Annotated in this window: 16 protein-coding genes; 5 read left to right on the forward strand and 11 right to left on the reverse strand. The window is 50.7% G+C overall.

Annotated elements, in window-relative coordinates; all coding sequences use genetic code 11:
- The first annotated feature begins 16 nt into the window (after window positions 1-16).
- Genes EA26_RS12730 through EA26_RS12740 form a run of 3 tightly spaced genes read left to right on the forward strand, consistent with a single transcriptional unit; the run spans window position 17 to window position 4,394 of the window.
- Window positions 17-955 (forward strand): vWA domain-containing protein, encoded by a 939-nt coding sequence (locus EA26_RS12730; RefSeq protein WP_081947137.1) that lies wholly within the window; start codon window positions 17-19, stop codon window positions 953-955.
- Window positions 948-2,768, forward strand: coding sequence for a vWA domain-containing protein (locus EA26_RS12735; RefSeq protein ID WP_039428017.1), 1,821 nt, complete (start codon window positions 948-950; stop codon window positions 2,766-2,768). The genes EA26_RS12730 and EA26_RS12735 overlap by 8 nt, the downstream gene beginning before the upstream one ends.
- A 9-nt stretch (window positions 2,769-2,777) precedes the next feature.
- The gene (locus EA26_RS12740) at window positions 2,778-4,394 is read left to right on the forward strand and encodes a BatD family protein (protein WP_039428018.1); all 1,617 of its coding nucleotides are present in this window, start codon (window positions 2,778-2,780) and stop codon (window positions 4,392-4,394) included.
- Between the two features lie 48 nt (window positions 4,395-4,442).
- Here EA26_RS12740 and EA26_RS12745 read toward each other — a convergent pair whose 3' ends face one another.
- From EA26_RS12745 to EA26_RS12765, 5 genes are all read right to left on the reverse strand, one after another.
- Window positions 4,443-6,512 (reverse strand): sensor domain-containing diguanylate cyclase, encoded by a 2,070-nt coding sequence (locus EA26_RS12745; RefSeq protein ID WP_052079751.1) that lies wholly within the window; start codon window positions 6,510-6,512, stop codon window positions 4,443-4,445.
- A 336-nt stretch (window positions 6,513-6,848) separates the two neighbouring features.
- On the reverse strand, window positions 6,849-7,598 hold the full coding sequence (gene pstB / locus EA26_RS12750; RefSeq protein ID WP_039428020.1) for a phosphate ABC transporter ATP-binding protein PstB: 750 nt from the start codon (window positions 7,596-7,598) through the stop codon (window positions 6,849-6,851).
- A 58-nt stretch (window positions 7,599-7,656) separates the two neighbouring features.
- Complete coding sequence (pstA, locus tag EA26_RS12755) at window positions 7,657-8,520, reverse strand: phosphate ABC transporter permease PstA (RefSeq protein WP_039428021.1); 864 nt, start codon at window positions 8,518-8,520, stop codon at window positions 7,657-7,659.
- Window positions 8,521-8,541: 21 nt separating this feature from the next.
- On the reverse strand, window positions 8,542-9,474 hold the full coding sequence (pstC, locus tag EA26_RS12760; RefSeq protein ID WP_039428023.1) for a phosphate ABC transporter permease subunit PstC: 933 nt from the start codon (window positions 9,472-9,474) through the stop codon (window positions 8,542-8,544).
- A gap of 85 nt (window positions 9,475-9,559) precedes the next feature.
- The gene (locus tag EA26_RS12765) at window positions 9,560-10,381 is read right to left on the reverse strand and encodes a phosphate ABC transporter substrate-binding protein (protein ID WP_039428026.1); all 822 of its coding nucleotides are present in this window, start codon (window positions 10,379-10,381) and stop codon (window positions 9,560-9,562) included.
- Window positions 10,382-10,815: 434 nt separating this feature from the next.
- Here EA26_RS12765 and EA26_RS12770 point away from each other — a divergent pair, with 434 nt between their 5' ends.
- Window positions 10,816-12,459: a methyl-accepting chemotaxis protein gene (locus EA26_RS12770; RefSeq protein ID WP_039428028.1), complete on the forward strand. Its 1,644-nt coding sequence runs from the start codon at window positions 10,816-10,818 to the stop codon at window positions 12,457-12,459.
- Window positions 12,460-12,602: 143 nt separating this feature from the next.
- On the opposite strand, the gene EA26_RS12775 is transcribed toward EA26_RS12770, so the two are convergent.
- The 6 genes from EA26_RS12775 to EA26_RS12800 all read right to left on the reverse strand — a co-directional run bounded on the left by EA26_RS12775 (window position 12,603) and on the right by EA26_RS12800 (window position 22,665).
- Complete coding sequence (locus EA26_RS12775) at window positions 12,603-13,175, reverse strand: Lcl C-terminal domain-containing protein (protein ID WP_039428030.1); 573 nt, start codon at window positions 13,173-13,175, stop codon at window positions 12,603-12,605.
- Between the two features lies 1 nt (window position 13,176).
- Window positions 13,177-14,607 (reverse strand): Lcl domain-containing protein, encoded by a 1,431-nt coding sequence (locus tag EA26_RS12780; RefSeq protein ID WP_039428033.1) that lies wholly within the window; start codon window positions 14,605-14,607, stop codon window positions 13,177-13,179.
- Between the two features lie 34 nt (window positions 14,608-14,641).
- Window positions 14,642-16,936: a proprotein convertase P-domain-containing protein gene (locus tag EA26_RS12785; protein WP_039428034.1), complete on the reverse strand. Its 2,295-nt coding sequence runs from the start codon at window positions 16,934-16,936 to the stop codon at window positions 14,642-14,644.
- 9 nt (window positions 16,937-16,945) lie between these two features.
- A complete protein-coding gene (locus EA26_RS12790) occupies window positions 16,946-19,087 on the reverse strand; it encodes a TonB-dependent hemoglobin/transferrin/lactoferrin family receptor (RefSeq protein WP_039428036.1) in 2,142 nt (713 codons plus the stop codon).
- Complete coding sequence (locus tag EA26_RS12795) at window positions 19,084-21,090, reverse strand: prolyl oligopeptidase family serine peptidase (RefSeq protein WP_039428039.1); 2,007 nt, start codon at window positions 21,088-21,090, stop codon at window positions 19,084-19,086. Before EA26_RS12795 ends, EA26_RS12790 begins: the two co-directional genes overlap by 4 nt.
- A gap of 234 nt (window positions 21,091-21,324) precedes the next feature.
- Window positions 21,325-22,665 carry a DEAD/DEAH box helicase gene (locus EA26_RS12800; RefSeq protein WP_039428041.1) on the reverse strand — a complete coding sequence of 447 codons (1,341 nt, stop codon included), beginning with the start codon at window positions 22,663-22,665 and terminating at the stop codon, window positions 21,325-21,327.
- A gap of 331 nt (window positions 22,666-22,996) precedes the next feature.
- On the opposite strand from EA26_RS12800, the gene EA26_RS12805 reads away from it, so the two are divergent.
- Entirely contained in the window at window positions 22,997-23,296 is a 300-nt protein-coding gene (locus tag EA26_RS12805; RefSeq protein WP_039428045.1) for an Lpp/OprI family alanine-zipper lipoprotein, read from the forward strand.
- The last annotated feature ends 1 nt before the right edge of the window (window position 23,297 follow it).

A 23,297-nucleotide genomic window follows, 5' to 3' on the forward strand; every position in this document is an offset into this window, starting at 1 on the left:
TTTTGTTTGGTGGTGGATGTTTGTGTTATTGCCACTGCCGCTCATTCTTTACAAGTTGTTGCCTGAAGCAAAAACCGAACACGCTCTGCGTTTCGCTTATCTGCCGACAAGTACCACAAATCAGACAAAACAAGGGCGAATCACCAAAGCCACGACACTCCTGATTTGGCTATGCCTGCTGTGCGCGGCGGCGCGTCCGGTTTGGTTTGGTGAGCCGATTGAGTTCCAGCCTGAATATCGCGATCTGATGCTGGTGGTCGACTTATCCGGCTCGATGCAAGAGGAAGACATGCAGGATGACGGTCAATACATCGACCGCCTGAGCGCAGTTAAAAAAGTGGTGACACAGTTTATCGAGCAGCGCCAAGGCGACCGACTCGGCCTGGTACTGTTCGCCGACCATGCCTATCTGCAAACGCCGTTGACCGCTGACCGCCAAACGGTAGCCGCGCAGCTCAACCAGACAGTGATCGGCCTAGTTGGGCAAAAGACCGCCATTGGTGATGGCGTTGGCTTAGCGAGCAAAACGTTTATTGACAGCAAAGCGCCACAACGCACCATTATTTTACTCAGTGATGGCAGCAATACCGCGGGTATCCTCTCGCCATTAGAAGCCGCTGAAATCGCGCAGCGTCATCAAATCAAGATCTACACCGTCGGCGTTGGCGCAGGTGAAATGATGGTGAAGCAGTTTTTCATGACGCGCAAAGTCAACACCGCCGCAGATCTGGATGAAAAGACCTTAACGCAGATGGCTGAAATGACCGGCGGGCAATATTTTCGCGCGCGTGATGCCAAAGAGCTGGCGGGCATCTACAACGCCATCAACCAACTCGAACCGGTCACCAGCGATGTGCAGATCTGGCGTCCACAATCAGAGTGGTTCATCTATCCGTTAGCCATCGCATTCTTGCTTTCCCTATTGCTGTTTGTTTTTAGGAGCAACCGTGTCTGATTTGATTTTTCTTCATCCACAATGGCTGTTCGCGCTTATCGTTATCCCCGTGGCGATATTGATCCAAGCCAGCCGGAAAAAATGGCGCACAGGCCCGATTGCCGCGCACCTACTCAAAGACAACGCCATGCAGAGAACCTCAACACTCTGGCTATGGCTGCTGGCTTGGACTCTCACTATCGTGGCACTGGCTTCCCCCAGTTGGCAAAAGAACCCGCTACCGAGCTTTGACCTCGCCCACAACCGCGTGTTGCTGATGGATATGTCGCGCTCAATGTACGCCGATGACATCTCGCCCAGCCGTTTGCAGCAAGCCAAATACAAAGCGCTCGATCTGCTGCCCAAATGGCAAGAAGGCAGCACCGCCTTAGTCGCCTACGCCGCCGATGCGTATTTGCTCAGCCCTTTGACCAGCGACAGTAAAACGCTAGCCAATCTGGTGGAAAACTTGTCGCCAGAGCTGATGCCGTTTCAAGGCTCAAACTTAGCCAGCGCATTGCAATTGGCGCTCACTCAATTGCAAGCGGATTCGGGCCGTGGCGGCGACATTGTGCTGATCAGTGATGATGTTGACGACAGCGAGTTACAACAGGCTCTTGCGCTAGTGCAAGGACACTCGGTGCGCGTCTCTGTGTTGATGGTTGGCACACCTACGGGCGCACCTGTGCGTCTGCCAAACGGCTCACTGCTGGCCAATGCTCAAGGTCAACCGATCGTCGCCCAATCGAATCTAACCAATATGGCCAAGCTCGCCGCGCAAACTGGCGGGATTTTTCTCCCCGTGCAACACGATAACCGCGACATCGAACAGCTTGCCGCGCTCAGCAATCAACCTGGGTTGTGGCAGCAGGTGGAAAGCCGTCAACAAGAGAGCGGCCTCTCTCGTGTTAACGGCGGTTTTTGGCTGATGCCCGTGATTCTCGGCTTAAGCTTGCTGCTGTTTCGTAAAGGCGTATTTTGGATGCTGCTCATCGCGCTGCCGCTAGCCCACACACCAAACGCCAGCGCCTCGCCCTTTTTAACGTCCGATCAACAAGGCAAAGCGCAGTTTGATGCCGGAGAGTATCAAGCCGCACAACAAACGTTTAGCGACCCACTATGGAAAGGCGCAGCCGCTTATCAAGCGGGTGACTACGCCCAAGCCGCGCAGTGGTTTTCCAGTTCAGACAGTGCAGCGGCGCTGTATAACCTTGGTAATGCATTAGCCAAAAACGGCCAGTTTGACGACGCGATCGCGGCTTATCAGCAAGCGTTAACCAAGCAGCCGGATCTTAGCCAAGCGCAAGCCAACCTTGAGGCGGTGAAAAAGGCGCAACAGCAACAGCAACAGCAACAGCAACAGCAACAGCAACAGCAACAGCAACAGCAACAGCAACAGCAACAGCAACAGCAACAGCAACAGCAACAGCAACAGCAACAGCAACAGCAACAGCAACAGCAACAGCAACAGCAGTCTTCGAGTTCAGAGAGCAGCCGTCAAGAAAAAACGGCAGAAAAATCGTCGTCAGCAGATAAAAAAAATGCGCAAGATGATCGCCGCGAAGACGCAGAGTCAAAGCCTCAAGAAACTGCCAAAGCACAAGAGCAAGAGCAAGAGCAAGAGCAAGAGCAACAAGGCAAACCCAACTCCACAGAAAGTAGCAATAGCGAACAACAGCCAACCGCTCAGGCAAAGCAAGACGAAGTGGATGCCGATAAACGCAAGTTGGAGGCGATAGAGAGTGCTCGCGACCCTGCTTATTTGCTCAAAGCGCAGATCTTGTTGCAAGCACAAAATAGACCTAAACCGGATAACAATGGAAAAACTTGGTAGCGAAACCCGATGAAAAAGTTAAGCCTGTTTCTTATCTTGCTGATTGGCTTTGTCAGTCAGCATGCCTTGGCAAACTCCTTGGTTGCCAGCGTCAATAAGACCCGATTGGCACAAAATGAGCTGATCGAGCTGCGCATTCGCGCCGATTTTTCTGTCGATTCCAGCGACATTGATTTCAGTGTACTCGATAACGATTTCTTCAAATCGGGGCCCCAGTTCAGCTCGGCCAAGAACTACATCAACGGTCAGTACTCACAAAAAAGTGAATGGGTACTTTCCATCTCGCCAAAACGTACTGGGAACCTGACGATCCCCGCGTTCAGTGCGGGAGGGCTGCAAAGTCAACCCATCGAGTTGATCGTCTCAAGCGATGGCAATACGCCAAAGGTGAGCGACATCATTCAATACTCAATGCAGCTCGGGCAACAAACGCTCTACCCCGCGCAGACCACACCGCTAAAAGTGGAGATCCGCATTAAAGCTGACCCAAGACGGTTGGAAAACCCGCGAATCATTCCACCCTCAGTAAACGGTTTGTCGATGCAGCCTGTCGGGCAAAGCAAGCAATACCAAGTAGTCGAACAAGGACTGCAAGTGACCGTGGTCGAGCAAAACTACCTCATCAGCGCACAAACCGCAGGCGAGTATGAAATCCAAGGCCCGCAGTTTCAGGGCTCGCTGATTTATGGCGACAGCTTAACTGGCTCGGCCCGCCTGCTATCGCTCAACAGTAGCGGCGAATCGAAACACATTGAGGTGAAAGCCATCCCGGCCAACGCCAGTCGGCCTTGGTTGCCCGCGAGCCAACTTACACTGACCCAAAGCTGGCAAACCAGCCAAGAGGGAAATTTAGACAGCGTGGAACAAGGCAGTGCGATTTCACGTATCATCAAGCTCAAAGCCAAAGGGATCTCGGCGGATCTGCTGCCGGAGATTGCCATCAATTATCCCGATTCGGTGCGTGTCTACCCAGAAAAGCCACAGTTTAGTACCGCTAACGACGGCAGTGTAGAAATGACCGTCAAACAGGTGTTGATCCCAAGCCAAACAGGCCGTTTAACGTTACCCGAATTGAGTATCGATTGGTGGAACACGCAAAGCGATCAGCCGAAACGCGCGACGGCCTCAGGGCTCACCCTAGAAATCACCCCGAGCAGTTCACAAGTGTTTAGCCTGCCGAGCTTGCCAGCGGCAAGCCAGATCAACAACGAAAGCAACCAGAACCCGGCGGCAGAAAGCCGCGCATCTCCCATTTGGGTTTATCTCACGAGTCTGTTTGCCGCGCTGTGGGTTCTCACTCTGCTTGCTTTTGCACTTTACTGGCGCCGCCAAGTTCGTCGCACGCAGGCACCTCATCAGCAACAGGCTCTCATGGGCGAAACCTCGGTAATGCAAGCGATTGAGCGAGGCGACGCGGCGCAGATTGAGGCGGCCACGCGCATTTGGCTAAACCAACATAAGGTAGACGCCGCGTTACGTGCAAAAATTGAGCAGCAGCTTGAATTAATGCATCAAGCGCACTTTTCAGCCCAAGCGGTAAATTGGACGCCAGAGCAACTGAAGCTTTTGCTTAGTCGCGTAGGGAAAGGTCACAACAGGCAGGAACAGCCGCTCGCCAAGTTATAAACGGCCGCGTCACGTCACAGAAAATTTTTGGCCATCGATTGATGGCCATTATTCAGTGAGCGCTTCGACGATGTCGTGATAGTGGCACACTCGATTGCGCCCCGTTTCTTTTGCTCGGTAGAGCGCTTGGTCGGCTTGTTGATAAAGGCGATCAAAATGCAGGTCGCGACCATAGGCCCGCTTGCTTGATACGCCAATAGAAACGGTGAGCATGCGACCATGTGGATTCACTTCGTGTGTAATTTGCTCTTGCTCAATCCGCGCACGAATACTTTCCGCTCTCGCTCTGACCGCTTTCTCATCGCTCCCCACCATCAGCAAAACAAATTCTTCGCCGCCAATTCGGCAGAACACTTCTTCTTCATTTTGTGTGTGATGCTCAAGAATATGGCCGATGCGCATCAAGGCGATATCGCCTTCTAAATGGCCGTAATGGTTGTTGAACAAGCCAAAGTGGTCAATATCAAGCAAGATCAAACCGAAAGCGAGTTCCTCATCATCGTCATTGTGGCAAGCGGTTTCCATAACATGTTCGAGCATGCGGCGGTTACCAAGACGCGTGAGAGGGTCGAGTTTAGAGAGTACTTCCAGTTGCAGATTCGCTTGTTCCAGTTCTAACGTCCGTTTACGCACCTCTTTTTCCAGATTTTCATTAAGCTCACGAATCGCTTCCTGTGCCTGAGTGCGTTGCAACACCTCAGCCAAACTGGAAGCAAACATGCGGATCACCTCTCGCAGTTGCGAGGTCAGCGGCCCACGGGTTAATAGGTTGTCAACCGCTATGAATGCAATTGGCCCATCGCTATTACTGGTGAGTAGCGTCATCGCTCCCCAACCAAAGCCGACAATATTGCAATCGTGATAAATTGGTACTGACTCTTCAAACGCAACTTCGTTGGGCATAGAACGAGCGAGATTGATAAGCGAATAATCTTGTGTTTCACCAAAGAAATAGGATTCATCGACTACATTGCCTTGAATGTCCGTACCCCAAGTCCCTTGCATGTAAGAGCAGCTCTCATCGGTAAGAAATACCGCCATGCGATCTACGCCCAAGTGCGTTATGGCAAAGCTGACCGCCGATCGGCACACATTACTTACTGTGGTACAACGCGACAACTCCACCATACTGGAGTGCAACATGCGCACGTTTTGCTCTTGCCGTTTACGGATATAGATCTGCGACAGTAGCGCACCGAACGACTGCAACATCTGTTTTTGATAGCTGGTGATGGGTTTGCGGTGAATAAAATTATCCAGCGCCAGCCAACCGAAGGGCTCGTTTCCGTCACGTAAAATCAGCATCACATTCCAACCCTGACCAACCACTTTGCCTGCGGTATAGAGCGGCGTTTCATCAATCACTACCAAGTTGGTTTCTCGCGAGGAGAGCGCGGTGATGTACTCTTCACCAAGTTGGTGGAGATCATATTGAGTGTGGAATTCGCTGACGGTATTGCCGTATTCATCTGTACCGTAAGTACCACTAAAACAACGTTTTTTCATATCAAGCAACATGAATGTTGAGCGGTCAAAACCAAGGCGATCACGCAGCGCCTCGACGGCCATTCGGTAGAGATCGTTGAGCGAACCGGGGTTTGAGATTTCCAATGCCACTTGCTGCACCAACTTCATGTTGTCGATAAACCGCTCACGCTGATTGATTTCGTCGATGTATTGCGCTTCACGGATGTCGCGGTTTTTCACTTCCAAGCAGGCGTGCTTCTCGGCGCGGATGCACTGCCAGCGCGCTGCCGCTAGTTGCATTACATCGTGGGTCTCTTCATAAATGTGGTGCGCTGAGCCTTCGTTTACGCCCTGAATTAACAAGTAGGTACGCAGCATCGGATAGTTGTCCAACATCATGATGTAGCTGGCGCCACCTAACGGCTGTTGGTGATCCCAGTTGCAGGTGTTGATGGCCAGAGGGATCAAGCTTTCGGAGGTATCAAACTGGCCTGCCCAAGGCCAGAAAGTGGCTGGAAATTCGCTTAAACTGCACGGTTCACCATGGCTGTATTGCAAAGTAAAAGAGGTATTGATCAGCGGATCGTCAAAAATCGCCATCGCTTTCGGACCCACCAACTCAGACAAAAACTCAAAGATGGTTTGCGCCAACAGTCGATGATCTCTCGTTGACGAGACCTTACGTGTAAAGTTTCTGATCTTCACCTTGCTACACCACTTAATTATTCTCTCGAATTAAAGTTAACGGCGAGTCAATGTGCAATCAATCGCATTAACAATCAGCTGTTAAGTGCTTCGCAAATTTGCCCGTTGAATAGTCACAAATTCGATAGCGGCAACAATTTAAGCGCCAACAGACTTGCTATCTTATGAGGCTTTTTATTGCCACAAAGGCTTTTCCTGCCACAAATAGAAAAAAGCCCCTCGTATGAGGGGCAAGATTTACCATCGCTTGTAGTTATAATATTGTATGCCAGCAATTTCGCATTAACCAAAGTCACCATTCACATAGCCGCGCGTGCGGTCATCTTTCGGCTCACCAAAAATCACTTGCGTCTCGTTGTGTTCCACCAGCTCTCCCATCAGGAAGAAAGCGGTACGGTCGGAGATACGGCGCGCTTGCTGCATCGAGTGGGTTACGATAACAATGGTGTAGTTCTTCTTCAGCTCTTCCATCAACTCTTCGATTTTGTGCGTTGCGATCGGGTCAAGTGCGGAGGTCGGCTCGTCCATCAGAATCACATCCGGCTCCATGGCAATCGTACGGGCAATACACAAACGCTGTTGCTGACCACCAGAAAGGCCGAACGCGTGTGATTTCAGACGGTCTTTTACCTCATCCCACAACGCAGCACCGCGCAGAGAGCTTTCGACCACTTCATCGATATGTTTTTTGTCTTTGATGCCTTGAGCACGCAGGCCATAAGCCACGTTTTCATAGATGCTCATTGGGAATGGGTTTGGTTTTTGGAACACCATGCCGACTTTAATGCGCAGATCGGCGACATCAACGTTGCCATAAATATCTTCACCATCCATCGCCAATTTGCCGGTGATTTTTACCCCTTCAATCAGATCGTTCATGCGGTTGAGGCAGCGCAGTAGCGTCGATTTTCCGCAGCCTGAAGGGCCGATCAGCGCCGTCACTTGACGAACAGGAATCGGTAGGTTGATCGCTTTAAGCGCTTGGTTGTCGCCGTAGAAAAGGTCTAAGTTTTCGATATCAAATTTGTTCATGTTCTTTATCTCTAAATCGGAAAATTCGTGTCATTTAACCTGCGTAAGCGCGCAGTAATTAATACGTTGCGGTGTTGAAGCGCTTGGCGATCAGTTTGGTCACCATGTTGATCAAAAGGACCAATACAATCAGTACCGTTGCTGTACCGTAAGCCTGATTCCACTCTTCGATGGTAAACAGCTCTGTGGTTAGCTTATAAAGGTGAACCGTTAGCGTACGACCTGAATCGAATAACGAATCAGGAATACGTGCAACCATGCCTGCTGTGAGGAACACGGGCGCGGATTCACCAATGACACGACCAATACTTAGAATGACCGAGGTTAAGATACCTGGCATTGCGCTTGGAAGAATCAAACGCCAGATAGTGTAAATTTTAGACGCGCCCAGACCGTATGAGCCTTCGCGGTATGTCTGTGGCACGGCCATCAACGCCTCTTCCGTGGTACGGATAATCACAGGCAAAATCAGGATACTCAGGGTTAACGCGCCGGAGAGAATCGAGAAACCTAGGCCAAGAATGGCAACGAAAAACGTCATACCAAACAGACCAAAAATGATCGATGGAATACCGGCCAGCGATTCGGTACAAAAGCGTATCACTTTGACCAAGCGGCTACCCACTTTGGCGTATTCGGTTAAATAAATCGCGGTCATGATGCCCAGAGGCGCCGCTACTGCGATAGAAGCGATAACCATGTAAATGGTTGAGATGATCATCGGGAAGATGCCGTGCTCATCACCCGTACGAGTGTAATCGTCGGTAATGAAATTCCAATCCACGTGCTGTAAGCCATTCGACAGAATGTACCAGATGATCCAGAAGAGGAAGCCAACGGTCAGAGCCGCTGCCAACCAGATAAAGCCACTTAACACATTGTCTTTAAACTGACGTGCTTGTTTTAATTTTGCGCGATCCATAATTGTCACCTTCACAAACGATTACTTCGCTTTTTCTCGGTTAAGGTAAAGCAGAGATGCGTTGAGCATCATGATGAACACCAGCAGCACGACACCTGTGGCGTAGAGTGCATTGGCGTGCACACCACTGGCATAGGACATCTCAATCGCGATGTTTGCCGTCAGTGTACGAGCGGAGTCTAAAATGCCTTGTGGCATGGCTGGAGCGTTGCCCATCACCATAATGATGGCCATGGTTTCGCCAAGCGCTCGGCCAATTCCTAGAATAACGCCAGTCATGATGCCGCTGCGCGCAGCAGGAACAAGCAGTTTGAAGATAGTAAAAATTTTCGAAGCACCCAGCGCCAAGGAGCCCTCTTTGTAAGCTCTTGGCACCGCACGAATCGAGGTTTCTGATACGGTAATTACCGTCGGCAGAATCATCACGCCAAGCACAATAATCCCTGCCAAAATGGTGTTACCCGCTGGGACGTCAAAAACGTTTTGGATCAGAGGTACGATGATAACTAGGCCAAAGAAGCCGTAAACGACCGAGGGGATGCCGGCGAGCAGTTCAACCGCTGGACGAATGATATCGGCGACACGCTTTGGCGCAATTTCTGCGATAAAGATGGCGGTTAACACCCCGACAGGCACACCAACCAAAACAGCGCCAAAGGTGGACACCATTGAAGCGACGATCATGGTCGCGACACCATAAAGTGCAGGTGGCAGCCAATCTTCACCGAGTACGATGCCTGAAACACCAGCCTCTTGGAAAGCGGGAATACTCTCTCGCACAATGAAGTAGGCAATCACAGCCAAAGAGACGATGCCAATCACCGCGCTGGTTAAGAAAAGACCGTGGAAGATACGTTCCCGCCAGTCAACTCTCTTTTGTGTACGTAAACCGGATTTGCTAATAGCTTTGGCTTCACTGTTCATAAGCTTTTCACTACGAGTTGCGATGGTCATTATAAAATCTCACGTTTCGATAAAGTTCGAAGTGGATAGAAAACGCTCAGCCCACAAACTGGGCTGAGCAAACTTAGATTGGGAATTAGTGAACCGAGATGTAGCCTTCTTTCTCTACCAGAGTTTGTGCTTCAGGTGTCAGCATCCAATCTAGGAACTTCTGAGTTTCTGCTGAAGGTTTGCCTTGCTTGTAAAGCACGAGGAAAGGACGCGCTACTTTGTAAGAGCCGTTTTTCACGTTAGCTACCGATGCGTCGGTACCGTTAATCGCGAGTGCGTGAACGGATTCATCCACAGTGCCCAGTGAGATGTAACCAATTGCGTATGGGTTTGAAGCAACCATAGTTTTCAGCGCACCGTTACCGTTAGCGACTTGAGCACGTTGAGAGATGGCTGACACTTCTTTACCTGAGACTTTCTTTTTCAGGCTCATGATGTCTTCGAATGCGCCGCGAGTACCCGAAGCGGTGTCACGAGTAATCGCAACGATTGGTTTGTCTTCGCCACCCACTTGTTTCCAGTTAGTCACTTCACCTTTATAAATTGCAGTCACTTGTTCAGCCGTCAGGCCTTTCAGCGTGTTTTTAGGGTTGACCACCACTGCGATACCGTCACGAGCGACCACTTCTTCAACCAGAGTTGGCTCTTTTTCAGAAGATTTTAGGTCACGAGATGACATACCAAGGTCGGCACTGCCGTTTTTCGCCGCTTTCACACCAGCAGAAGAACCCGGTCCTTGTACTTCGATAAATACATTTGGGTTTTTCTTCATGTACGTTTCAGAGAAAACTTCCATCAGTGGAGTTACACTGCTTGAACCCACTGCAGAGATAGTTTCTTTAGCAGAAGCTGAGGTCACTGTCAGAGCGCCCAATAGAGCGATTGCACCGATTACTGTCTTTTTCATCACAATATCCTTTATGGCTCGATTGCCGTTGTGTTTTACTTGAACGAAGCTCACTTTAGGACGCGAATGTGACATTTGTGTTTCACTTAATTGAACCCTCTATGACACATTGCTGATTGATCAATTAATAATCGCAGCCACTACTTAGAGAAAATACGCGGGAAAAACAGCCTTTCCGTACAGCACTAAAAACCACGCCATACCTGCTAGAGCCGACTCTCAACAAGCAATTTATTCATCAAAAGTGACAGATGTGAGTAAGAAATCGGCACTCGTGCGCACTATCTCACCGATTTGAGACACACAGCAAATTAGTAGTGATATTTTTGACAAAATAAGTGGTTGAATAGGCGAACTTTCAATTGATAGATTTATGTATAATTTACAAATAATATTTATTATCATTTAGAAAATAAATACAGAGGGTTGTTTTAATGCGTCAATTACTTAGCGCACTGTCGATCAAGGCACAAATTCTGCTGCCGGTCGCATTTACCATTGTTCTTTTGCTCGCAGGGCTCACCGTAGGCACAAGCACACTTAAGCAGGCGTTTGAACGCGTCACTGTCTCCACAGAGCAGCTCATCGTGCACAAAAATGAGTTGGGCGAAATCGTCGATAATATGTACGCGATGCGTATTAAGGCCATTTATAGCCTGTTTAATCCCGATGATGTCAGTACCTTGAGCCAAGTCCTCGGTGAGAGACAAAGCAATATTCGCCTCTTGCTTAATCAGATAAGCACCATGGATGGCTTAGAAACGGAGACGCAGCAAATGCGTCAGGCGCTGGATCACTACGTAAGCTATTCTCGCAACACCATGCTGCCACTGCTCAATACCAAGCATCACGAGCGTTACCCGCCACCGGGCTTTCAGGATCAATACGATAACGCCATGAGCGCCTATCGCCTCGCTGGCGAAGAGATGGTGAAAGCGATTGATCGACTGTCCACAAAGCTCAATCAGATGGCATTAGAAGAAGTCAGCGAAACGGGGCAACAGCACGATAAAACCCTGACGGTATCCGTGTTCGCCATGATTGGCATTCTAACCGTCGCCGCGCTGATTAGCCTGATGTTAGCCAGCCTGATCGTTAAGCCAATCCGCGCTTTGCAGCAGACAATGCAACAAGTCGCCAGCGGTAACTTGCTGGTTAACGCCGAAGTAGAAGGTAAAAATGAAGTCGCGCAACTGGCGCAAGATGTCAACAGCACAGTGAAGCAGTTGCGCCAAACCGTCGATTCTCTGGTGCGTATCAGTGTCGATGTGGCGTCAGCGTCGACCGAACTCGCTGCCATAATGACACAATCGAGTGTCAATTCTGATCAAGAAAAGAGCGAAGTCGAACAAGTGGCTTCCGCTGTCAACCAGATGGAATCGACCGCCGCCGATGTGACCGCCAACGCAGCCAAGGCAGATGGTGCGGCCAATCAAGCCAATCAACTGGCTAAGCGTAGCCTAAGTATGTTCGAACAAAACAGCCGCGCCAACGACAAGATGGCCGAGCAGCTAAACAACGCCGCCCAAGTGGTTAACTCGCTGAAAACCCAATCGGAACAAATTGGCAAAGTGATTGAAGTGATTCAAGGCATCTCGGAGCAAACCAACCTGCTCGCGCTCAACGCCGCCATAGAAGCCGCACGAGCGGGTGAAAGCGGCCGAGGGTTTGCGGTGGTTGCCGATGAGGTCCGTATGCTCGCAGCAAGAACGCAAGACTCAACCAAAGAGATCCAAGCCATTATTGAAGAGCTGCAAAATCAATCGGGACGGGCCAACGAGAGCATGAACTCCAGTTTGCAAATGCTGACCAGTAACCAAACCTTAGCCAGCGATGTCAGTGCCACACTGCAGGAGATCAGCCATTCGATTGAAGAACTGGCGCTGATCAACGCCCAAGTGGCGACCGCGTCTGAAGAACAGAATCAGGTGACGTCAGACATCAACAGCAATCTGAGCAATATCTACGAGCTGGTGAGTCAAAATGTCACAGGCATTACCCAAGCGGCGGCGGCAAGCCACGAGCTTTCTAGCTTGGCGGAGAACCAAAAGCAACAATTGGCTTACTTTAAGGTTTAAACGCTTAAGGTTTCGCTTTAAGCGCCTCGATAAACCATTTCATGTGACGAAAAACAACAAGCTCCGCCAGTGCGGAGCTTGTTGCTATTGATTTTCAGTAAACCGCTGAGTTTTAGTAGACAGCGGTTCTCGCTACAGCGTGATTATTGTTCGTCGGTCACCAATAACATTGAGAAGGTGCTATTCTGCGCAGAATGAGAGTAGTTGTAAACCTCACCATTAACGGAATCAAAGGTCATGATCCCCTGTCCATCACCACTTGGTGTGTTGCTCCAGATGTAACCTTTTAAATCCCCTGTTTCCACCGTGTAGCCGCTAGCAAACGCCGTCCCATTCATCGCCGGGCCGAAGCAAGCGTGCTCGGTCAAAGCGACCAACTCTTTAATGTTCGGCAAACGCCACTGCTTTTTCTGCGCAAAATTGTGCAGTGCATGGTTACCCGACTCATCGCGGATCTGCTGGGCGGTCAAAAGTGCACTTTGCCACGTCACTTGGTCAGCCGTACCCGAACACGCTTGCTGCGCCGTATTCCAACGCATACCAACCGGGCAACGCATCCACGTCAAACCTGTTTTTAAATCGGTTACTGTACCTTGCGCGGAGTAATCATAACGCGAGTTTGGGGCACTTTTGGCGATATCAATTGAACACTCTTGCGCGGCCATCGCCGTTTGAGACGCCGCAGCGAGCGCCAGTGCGGTGATTAATTTTTTCATCTTACTGCTCCTTTGCTGCAACCAGACGGATTGGGAATTGGAAGGAAGTGCCGCTATCTGGAGTCACCTTGTCGGAGTATATTTCCACAAAGCTCACGTATCCACGATCCGCACCTTTGGTCGCGACCACAGGATACTGAACCGCGCCCAAAGTTTGATATGGCGAATAGTTGTTGAAGCTAATGTTGTTCAGCCAAATCGCGCCAGTATTAAGATCTGGGCTGCCTTGTGTTTGCTGGGGGAAATAGCGGACATCGAGACCATAGACGTGGTCGTTCTCATCTTTGGCTGTTTCCCCAAAGTCGATGATGTCGTAAAACTCAAGGTAGGTCGGCAAACGCCACTGAGTGATGCCACACAGACTTTGTTGGTTCATGTGTGCAACGTATTGTTGGGTAGAGCAGAGATTATCTTTGGCCTCGACACAACCAACCACTTGCAGATCGTCGCTGTAAGGTTTGAAAGTCTGTGACTCAAACACAAAGGTGCGATCCTTAAACTGCACTGAGCTGGCATCGCCACTTTTGTTTTCCCACACCAGCCCGCTACGCTCATCCAGCGTACAAGCCCAATTGGTCGCGTCATCGGCTAAGGTTTGACCTTTGGCATCCAACTTAACAAATTTGAAACCGTTGCCCGTCAGCGTTTGTTGGTCGCTGTTATCAAGGCCATATTCTGCATCCTGCCCAGGGTAAGACTCTTGCGCTTCGGCCACCTCTTGATCGCCATCGGTGAAATAGAGTGTCGCGCCTGTGTCATTGTGGCCGATACGACGCTGTACCTCGGAGACGATGTTCGCCACGAGCGCAGCGCGCTCCGATTGAGTAAGGAGCGCAGCCGTAAGGGATTTGCCGTCAAAACTCAGATCCTGCGCTAACAAAGAAACGCCGCTTCTCATTTGATCTGCCGTCATCTCAGCCAGCAAAGCCAGCGTGTTTTGTTCCAGCGTCACCAACGCGTTTTCACTGGCATTTGTCAGCACACTGCCACTTAGCCATATGCCCGCCGCGTTCAACTGCGATTGCACGATATGCTCCGCTTGCACTAGGGTGTAACCATCATTGACCAACCCCGCCAGCAAGGTGGTCACGCCATTGATGCGATTCCCTTGCGCGAGTCGTTGTCCCGGAGCCGCCAGCGGTACGATCTGCCCTGCTCCGTTATCCACTTGCGCGAGGATCGTACTGATCAAGATGTTTTTGTTGGTCGAGGTAAGAGAAAATTTGCCGCTATTGTCGCTTTTCACTTTCAGCTCAGTGCTATCACAGACAAAATTTTGGTTGTCATCGATACACACCGAGGTATCGAGCAGTGAGCCGGGCATCGCGATATTTCCTGACACTTGGTAGGTTGGCACTTCGCTACCGCCGCCTCCACCACCGCAGCCAGCAAGAGCCAAAGAGATAGCAATGACAGAATATTGAAACTTCATAGATTGATCTTCTTCTAGTAAATTGCGTTTGTTGTTATCGAGAGCGCAAGGCTCTCACCATGGCAAGCAGTAGCAGCCCGAGCAAGGCAAAAGGAGAACCGCTGCCGCCAGAACGGCTGCTCTGGCTCTCACCTTCCGTATTGTTGCGGCTGCCCGCACTGCACTGATATTGAGCAAAATGACTTACGCCCCACGCTTTCAGAACCCCAACATTCCCCGAAACGCGATCAGATATTTCAAGACGCCAAGTGCCCCAGCTTGGTTCACCGAGTAGCGCTTGCAGCTCGTCGTCATACTGAGCCGTGAAGTAACCTTGAAAACCGTGTTGAGCGCCAGATTGGTGATTGAGCAGTGGCACCGATTTGCCTTGCGGAGAGATCAACGTCACCTGCAGGTCTTGCAGTGCGCTGTGCTCGATGTGCAAATAAACGGCGAAACTGCTGTCAATTTTGCGCGTTTTGTCCGTTAGGGTTTGCACAAAGATCTTGTTGCCGGGGCTTGTCCGGCCTTGGCTATCGACTTTGGCATCCAACAAAGGCGCATTCAGGTTTCTGGCTGGAGTTTGCAGCAGCGGCGTGCCGTTCACTAGCGATACGACGTCGCGCCACGACTGCGCTTTTAGCCTGTCGGCGAACTGATAATCCAACGCCACAGTCGAGTCAAACTGCGCGCCACAAACAAGCCCATCGGGCAGTGCGACCTGCAAGGTTTGCGCATCCGATAAGGTGGTCGCGATCTCTCGCACCTTCGCTCCGTTGAGCTGCCATTGACCTTGAATGCTCGCTTGGCGCTCATTGGCCGTCAGGCTGAGCTCAACGGGTTCGCTTTGTCCAATATAGCGGGAGTTGTAGCGCACGTTGAATGGCGCTTTGAGCAGGTTATGACGATTGAAGCTTTCAATAAGAAACTGCGCATATTCCTTGTTTGGAAACAGCGTTTTGGCAGCAAAAACCGTCGACTCCGCTAAATCGTGCATTTTTACCCCACGGCCAACCCCGTACATGCCCTCAAGCACAATGGTGTCAAACTCTCGAAACACGCTATCGCTGCCATCGCCATAGCGGGCGACCGCCGCTTTGAGCGCTTGAAACAGCGGCGTTGACCAAAGCTCGTCACCTAATTCACCTCCCACACTCACGTGCGCGGGGTATTCGGCCTCTTCGAAATAACGCGCACGCTGATTCCACAAGCTGCGGGTCGAGCGGCGTACGCCAAACACACCATCCCAATTAAATACGGTATCAATCTCAAACTCTTGGCCACGACGAGAAGCGTCCAAATATTGCTGACGATAGCTGGCGCTGCCTGCCCAATAGTCTCCCAACCCTTCGCCAATCGCTCCTGTGTGTCCATAAGCCCAGTCCGGTACTATCTGATAATGGATGCCGTGACCGAGCTCATGACGGATCACGTCGGCATCGATGGCATCAAGTGAAGCGCCACCGATACCGAACATCACCGCACGCGGGCCGTAGTAGTAACTGGAGTTGTCCTTGGCTAAACCGCGCGCATCAAAACGCAGTGGCTCGCTAAACAAGGTGTAATTCAGGCTGGCTAAATAGCGCAGCGAGCTATCGAGATGATAAAACGCCATGAGCTGCGGAAAAGCGTCGTCACCCAAACGCACACTTTGCAACGCATCAATAGAAGGAAACGCTTCAACGCCCTCAGGCGCTAAGAAATCACCACTGTCACGCACAGGCTCGCCACCCTGCTCAGTGACCGCGAGCAGCGCCTGCGCGTCCACTTGCTTAACACGCGGATTGGCAAGGTAGAGCTTGCCATCGGCTTGCAACACTTGAATGGATTTCTCAACATACTCGACCGCTTGCGGGTATTCATCCAATGAGGACCAGACCGTCTCTGGTGCTGCTTGTTGCTGCATGGTGCGCAGATCTGGGTCAAACAGCGAGACAGTGACGTCCAGCAAATTGCCTGAGCTCAGTGCTGGCGGCTCCTTTGCTTCCAGCGTGCGCGGTGACTCGATTTCTGCCGCCACCAGCGCTTGGCCGTTACGCAACTGCGTGTCTTGCACACTTTTAAATACACGCACCACTTGCTGCTCTGGGTTAGTCGTCACGACCAAGGTGCGCTGCGGCTGATAAACACCATTGACCCAAACATCAAAGTTGTAATGGCGGCCCAACTTCGACGCCGTTTGGTAGCGCAAGATAAACTCACCGTCCTGCGCATAATGGGCATCAAGGTAGCTTTTAGCTTGCGCGGCATCGGTGACCGTCGTGCCTTCGGCAGGGTAATCCCACTGTCCGGCCTGAATCGCTGGCGCTGCCGCAACCAAAAGTGACAGCGCTAAAGGGGTTAACTTCATGGTGAAATCCTAGAACTGATATTTGGCATTGAGAGTGAAATAGCGTCCCGGCTCACTCGAGTAGTGCTTGTCTTGGTCAAGAATGCCGGCAACGTCTTGATAACGGATGTACTTTTTGTCAAACAGATTGGCGATCGTCGCACTGAGACGAAGATCTTTAGACAGCTGGTAGGTCGCTCCGATATCCACGCGATTCCACGCGCTGGTGGTAGCACACTGAGCGGCTAAACCGAGATCGGTTTGGCAGGTTGGTACGCGATCCATCGCCGTTGCCCAGCTCCATAAGCCGTAGGCGCTAAAATCTTGCACGTGATAGCCGAGCGACACACTGCCTTCCAGTGGCGTGATACTGCGAATGTAATCGCCGTCTGCCTCTTTACCATCGACGTAACCCAGCTTGGCGCCGACGTCCCACTTTTGGCTCAAGGCATAACCCGCAGAGACTTCAGCGCCGTAAGTTTCTACGCCCTCAAGGTTTTGATATTGCTTGATGTAATTGCCGCTGTTGGCATCAAAGCTGATGGTGACGATATCGATGAAATTGTCAAACTTGTTGTAAAACGCAGCCAGCGACAAACGCGCGCGGCCGTTATTAAATTTGCTGCCAATCTCAAAAGATTCCGAGGTTTCCGCTTTAAGATCCAGATTCGGCGCAATCACAAAAGGGGTCAGAGGAACAAACTCGTGTGACACATAGCCATAGGCTTTGTCATATTCCGCGGCTCGGTAACCGTGGTTGTAAGAGACATAAACCCGGTTGTTGGCAAATAGCTCACGCGACAACGACAAACTCGGCGACAGCTCTGAACTGTCGATATCTTTCAGCGGGAAACCGCCGACTTCGCCATCGGCATCTGGCGTCAAGCGATGAGCGTCAAAGCGCAAGCCGCCGGTAAGGGTCCATTGTTGCAACTCGATCATGTCTCGCACATACAGCCCAAGGTTGTAAGCGCGAGCCGGGGCAAACGGCTGCTTGGCTGAGATTTTGACGCCGTTCCAATCCAGCACCTTATCGCGATCGGTGCGTTGGTAGTAGTCACTCGCCAGTTCGATGCCAAATGCTAACTGATGATCTGTGCCTGCGGCGAAAAGCGACTGCGTGAAATCAGCGCGCATGCCGATGGTTTCATCGGTGAAGGTTTTGTGTTCCTGTTCGCGGCGTTTGACCAGCAAATTATTGTGATCCACTTGATGCATCAAACGGTTGGTTTGCTCGTCTGACTCAGTATGACGCCAATAAAGTTTCGTATCTAACTGACGGAACCAAGTGGGATCCAGCGGGGTAAGTTCAGCGCCAAGGTAAGCGCTGTATTCTTCGCTGCTTTGATCTTGCGCGAAGTCATCGATTTTCCACTCTCCATCTTTTTGAATCGAGGCGGAGCCTTCCAAACGAGTTTGGTTTTGTGTGTACAGCTCGGCGCGCGCTTTTAACATCAGCTCGTCGCTGTAAAAATGGTTGAGGCTGTACGCTACGCTATAACCATCAAGCTCACGGTTATAGGTATCTTGATCAAAATTGCGCGTCTCTTGCCCTTGCCAGTAAGCCACGCTGATCAGGCTGTCAGTATCGCCAGAACGAAAAGCAAGATTGCTCGCGCCTTTGTACTTTTGGCTGATGTCGGTGTATGTACCAGACACATCGGCGTAGAAATCCTTGCCTTGCAGAAAATCACTCGGCTGCTTGGATTTTAAGATCACCGCGCCGCCAATCGCCCCCGAACCATGCACCGATGAGCTCGCGCCCTTGATAAGCTCAATGGTACTGACATTGGCAAGATCAAAGGTATCGCGCCCCACTTGATCATTGATGTCATTCGCGCCAAAGCCGTCAGCAGAGCGAATGCCATCGCGAATGATGCTGATACGATTGCCCGTCATACCACGAATGGTGATGTTTTGTGGTCGGCCCGCACCGCCCGTCACGCTCACGCCGGGCTCGCCTTGCAGCGCATCGTACAGCTCAGTCACCCCTTTCTCTTCCAGCGCATCCCCCGTCACTACCGCGACACTGCCCGCCACCTTCGAGATCGGCTGCTCAATCCTATTCGCCGTAACGACCACTTCTTCCATCACCGCTAGGTTTTCTTGCGCGTGGACGACATTTGCAGCCAGTACCGACAGTACCGCCGCACAAACAGGATTCAACTTCATTTTTGCTCCGCTTGGCTCGATGTTTTAAATAGTGAAATCAGAAACGCGTATTCCAACGCTTGTTGCTCCAGCGCTTTTCGACGATCGCTGGAATGGCCCGATTCGAAATCGGTTTGCAGTAAATAAGGACCTTGACCGGTGCTCAGTTCGGCCAACTTGCTGAGATATTTGGCTCCTTCCCAATAAGGCACACGCTGATCATTAAGGCCGATCTGCACCAATAAGGGCGGATAAGGAACGGCTTTGATATTTCCATATGGGTCATAGGCTTGCATCGCTTTTAGCGCGCTTTCCACCTGCGGATTACCCCACTCGCCATATTGCTGCTCAGTCAACGGTAGGCTGGTGTCGGTCATGCTGTTCACCACATCGACAAACGGCACTTTGAGCACCGCTCCGGCAAAAGCTTGCGGCGCTTGATTGAGCGCTCCGGCCACTAAAGTGCCACCCGCGCTAGAGCCCATGGCGTAAACCAAGCGCTCACCCTGTTGGTAGTGTTGCAGGCTTTTGGCGGCGGCGACGAAATCATCCATCGAGTGGCGTTTCTGCTCACCTCGCCCCGCTTGGTGCCAAGCGTCGCCGTAGTACCCGCCACCGCGCACATGGGCAATGGCGTAAATCGCCCCTTGATCCAGCAAGCTGATGATTTGCGGCATAAAGTAAGGTTTCATGGTAAAACCGTAAGCCCCGTAGCCGTACAAAATCACTGGCGAGTGCGCGTTAAGTTTATCTTTGCGATAGGCAAGCGTGATCGGCACCTCAACGCCATTTTGATCAAGGATCACCTGCTCAGAAACGTAGTGCTCAGCATGGTAGTTTTGATAGACATCTCGTGACAACGTCACCAGATCAAGCGTCTTTACATTCAGCTCTTGCCACATTGGCGGAGTGGTCATGGACATGCTGCGCAGACGAAGTTGATTGCTGGCAAAATCGCCATTGCGCGATACCCACGCCACTTGTCCTTGCTGATTAAGTGGCAAACGCTTTTTTAGCTCGCCAGCATAGTCAAATACCAAGACTTGTGAATCGGCCTTTTGCTGAGTCACGGCCACTAGCGCGTCGGCAAACAGATGGAACTGCTGCAACCCATCCAGCGCCTGAGTAAAGCGCGTCCACTCGCTTGGCTGTTTCAGCGGCGCGGTATACAAGCGCGGTTGGCCGTGCAAATTACTCTTGATGAACAGCGTGTCTTTGGCGACATCGGCGTAATACTCAAGGCCAGCTTGCGCTGGGCGAATTGGCCGCACTTCACCGCTTTGTAGATCGAGCAGTTTTTGTTCACTGCTATTTTCATTGTTACTTTGCAGCAAGGCATAACGCGGATCGCTGGCTTGATAAAAAGAGAGTAACCAGTCCGCTCTCTCCTCTTGCCAAATCCGTTGTTCGCTCAAATCGGCGACGGTTAGGCGGCGGATTTCACTTGGCCTTTGCGTGGTGGGATCTTTACGAATCAAGTAAACAGATTGCCCATCGGCCGAGTAAAGCATTGACTGATCGAGCCCGGTGGCTAAAATTTTCTCTCCCCCTTGTTTGAGGTCGACTTCCACCAGTTGATAGCGCTCTGAGCCGTCGATATCTTCGCTAAACAGCAACTTACTTTGATCGCGGCTGACCGCCCAAGCGCCGATTTGATAGTATTCGGCTTGCGCTTGTCTTGGCGCAAACGAGTAGACCAGCTGAGCTTGCGCTTTTGCGTTTGCTCGGCGCAACAAACTAAGCTCGCCCCGTTGTGATGAGAGCTTCCATTCCATTGCGAAACGGCTTTGCCAAGGCTCATCAGCCTTACTCAGCGTCATCGCTTGCCATTGGCTCAGCAACGAATGCTGCAAATCACGTAAAGGTGACAGTGCCTCGTCAGTCAAGCGATTGTGTTGCTGCAAATACTCCAGCACTTGCGGAGACTGGCGACTCTCATCGCGCAGCCATTGGTAAGAATCTTGGGCAAAAGTAATCCCTGCCGGAGCCACAGCCAGCATGAGTAAAACATGAGCAAATTTCATGAGAAAAGGCACTTAGATTTATAGAATTAATAAACGTGCCTATTCTGCCTATAAATAGAAATGATATCAATTATCATTGGCATTATTTTTGAGATTAATGTCACATGACCGTAGTAGGAATACATCTCGTTTACATACGATCGACGGTAAAAGCGGCCAATCGATCATATCGCAAAGATTTAGGGACAGAAAAAAACCGCCAGTCGGCGGTTTTTCAAACAAGAAGGTTGACGCTTACTCGTCAGCGGCGGATGGTGACTTTTTCTTCGGAATAAAGATGCTGTCGCCCACGGCCACGTTCTGATAGAAACTCTTATCGCGTTTGACAGGCTTCTTCGCTGTCGATTTCGCTTGCGGTTTGGCTTTCTTTTGCGCCACTGCTTTTTTACGGTAATCCGGTTTGCGTGGTTTCAGACCAGTAAACTTGCCTTTCAGATCGTCGAAGTGGCTAAAGGTAATGTCCTGCTGCAAAAACGCTTCAACACGCTTAAAGCTGTCCCAATCTTTTGGTCCAACGAGAGAAATCGCGTCACCTTTGTTGCCAGCACGTCCAGTACGGCCAATGCGATGCACGTACTCTTCGGTGTGTTTTGGCATATCAAAGTTAATCACATGAGTCACGTTGGCAATATCCAAACCACGCGAAGCAATGTCGGTAGTCACTAAGATCTTAAACACCGCGCGCTCAAACTGGCTCATGATGGTGTTGCGCTGGGTTTGAGTTAACCCACCGCTCAGTGCTACCGCTTTGAGGTTTTGCTGATTGAGTTTTTCCGTCAGGCGATCAGTGTCAGCACGCGTGGCGGTGAAAATGATTACCTGACGGTATTCGGCTTCGCTCAACACGCGATCAAGTAACGCTTCTTTGTGATCCAGATGGTCACACAAATAGAAACGCTGTGTGATATCTTTGTGCTCTTCATTCGAAACACCGATGGAAATGCGCTTCGGTGAATCAAGCATTTCCGATGCGATGTCATTCACTTCCGCATGATCTAACGTCGCAGAGAACATGAGCGTCTGACGACGACGATGCTTGGCCGCGTTGTGGATACGACGCAGCTCTGGAGCAAAACCGAGATCTAACATGCGATCAGCTTCATCCAGCACTAGAGTTTCTAGGCCGTCTAAATAAAGTGAGCGGTGTTCAAGGTGGTCCGCTAAACGTCCGGGCGTGGCAACAATAAATTTCGGGTAGCGGCTGAGCGCTTTCACCTGATCATTGAAGTTTTCCCCACCAACAATCAAGGTCGCATCGTAAGACAAGCCCGCCAGCATAGAGCGCAACTCGCCATACACCTGTTTGGCTAACTCACGGGTTGGCGCAAGAATGAGCGCTCGAGGATCTTTTGCAGATAATGCTTTGTTCTTTAAAGATTTGTGCAAAATCGGCAACACGAACGCAAGGGTTTTACCTGAACCGGTTTTCGACGATGCCAGCAAGTCTTTTCCTGCGATCGCCACGGGAATGGCTTGCTGCTGAATTTTGGTCGCTTGCTTGAAATCAAAATGCTTTAAGGTTTTCAACAAACGATTATCTAGGCCTAAATCTTTAAATTGCAAAGGGTTCTCCACTTATTCGCACCAGTCCAGACAGGCAAATTTTACGCTGGAAATGGCTTTTAAAAAACGCGCAATGATACCGCAAACCACTTGATAAAGGATAGAGATCACAGAAAATTAATCCACCTCTGCGGCATAGTTTCAGACTCAACATCCGCTAGCCGCGAGGTACAACGGGCAAAAAGTGAGTGTTTGGTCAAAAATTCAGGTATTTGCGCCTCTGCCACAGTTTAACTCACACTTGTCACTTATACTGTTTACAATCATGGAGTCTTTTTGATTGATCTAAGCTTTGTGATTTATCTAAGCAGTGACTAACTAAAAAGTAGAACAAGGAGTTTTTATGAACAAAATCCTAATTGCAGCTGCCGCAACGTCTGTCCTTTTACTGGCAGGTTGTGCATCTGGTCCGGATGCACAGACCAAAGCAGCCATGTCGCAAGTCGACGAACTGAAGAATCAGGTTGAGATGCTGAGCAAAGAAGTCGCGGCATTGAAGAGCAATCAAGCCGATGCAGAAATGCAGGCCCAAAACGCCTCAATGGCGGCAAAAGAAGCGTCAATGGCCGCGATGGCAGCACAAGAAGAAGCAGTGCGTGCTAACGAGCGTATTGATAATATCGCGCAATCTTATACCAAATAAG

Source organism: Vibrio navarrensis (assembly GCF_000764325.1).
GTDB lineage: Bacteria > Pseudomonadota > Gammaproteobacteria > Enterobacterales > Vibrionaceae > Vibrio > Vibrio navarrensis.

Coding starts and splice junctions, on each gene's coding strand:
- EA26_RS12785 (WP_039428034.1), bottom strand. CDS start 16,936: ATGAAGTTAACCCCTTTAGCGCTGTCACTTTTGGTTGCGGCAGCGCCA.
- EA26_RS12780 (WP_039428033.1), bottom strand. CDS start 14,607: ATGAAGTTTCAATATTCTGTCATTGCTATCTCTTTGGCTCTTGCTGGC.
- pstA (WP_039428021.1), bottom strand. CDS start 8,520: ATGGATCGCGCAAAATTAAAACAAGCACGTCAGTTTAAAGACAATGTG.
- pstB (WP_039428020.1), bottom strand. CDS start 7,598: ATGAACAAATTTGATATCGAAAACTTAGACCTTTTCTACGGCGACAAC.
- EA26_RS12765 (WP_039428026.1), bottom strand. CDS start 10,381: ATGAAAAAGACAGTAATCGGTGCAATCGCTCTATTGGGCGCTCTGACA.
- EA26_RS12740 (WP_039428018.1), top strand. CDS start 2,778: ATGAAAAAGTTAAGCCTGTTTCTTATCTTGCTGATTGGCTTTGTCAGT.
- EA26_RS12805 (WP_039428045.1), top strand. CDS start 22,997: ATGAACAAAATCCTAATTGCAGCTGCCGCAACGTCTGTCCTTTTACTG.
- EA26_RS12730 (WP_081947137.1), top strand. CDS start 17: ATGTTTGTGTTATTGCCACTGCCGCTCATTCTTTACAAGTTGTTGCCT.
- EA26_RS12770 (WP_039428028.1), top strand. CDS start 10,816: ATGCGTCAATTACTTAGCGCACTGTCGATCAAGGCACAAATTCTGCTG.
- EA26_RS12795 (WP_039428039.1), bottom strand. CDS start 21,090: ATGAAATTTGCTCATGTTTTACTCATGCTGGCTGTGGCTCCGGCAGGG.
- pstC (WP_039428023.1), bottom strand. CDS start 9,474: ATGACCATCGCAACTCGTAGTGAAAAGCTTATGAACAGTGAAGCCAAA.
- EA26_RS12790 (WP_039428036.1), bottom strand. CDS start 19,087: ATGAAGTTGAATCCTGTTTGTGCGGCGGTACTGTCGGTACTGGCTGCA.
- EA26_RS12775 (WP_039428030.1), bottom strand. CDS start 13,175: ATGAAAAAATTAATCACCGCACTGGCGCTCGCTGCGGCGTCTCAAACG.